The following is a 275-nucleotide window of genomic DNA, read 5'->3' as shown; positions in this document are numbered from 1 at the left end:
ACCAAGCTGAAGTGGCTAAATTAATGGGTTTTGGTGATGGTATGCCCATCGGTGAAAGCGGCAATATTGCTATTGAAAAAATGATGCGCCAATTATTTCGCGCCATGAAGCGCATCAGCGAGTTAAACAAAATTTTAATGGCGTATTTCCAACGAGAAATTATTCCAGAGCTCAATCCACAAATAATCGCGATTAACGATAATTTTGAAATTGTTGATAAGTACATTCACGTTCGCGACGAAACCGTATTTATCGATCGCACCCAAATTATGGCG

General features: G+C 39.6%; 1 protein-coding gene. It reads left to right on the top strand.

The window, feature by feature from the left end:
- The coding region (locus AAEY88_RS13465; RefSeq protein WP_350563195.1) for a hypothetical protein at positions 1–275 on the top strand (275 nt) is incomplete at both ends.

The organism is Psychrobacter sp. CAL346-MNA-CIBAN-0220, assembly GCF_040309805.1.
Lineage (GTDB): Bacteria > Pseudomonadota > Gammaproteobacteria > Pseudomonadales > Moraxellaceae > Psychrobacter.
Note: the sequence above shows the minus strand (reverse complement) of the source record. Positions and strands in the feature narration are given on the sequence as shown.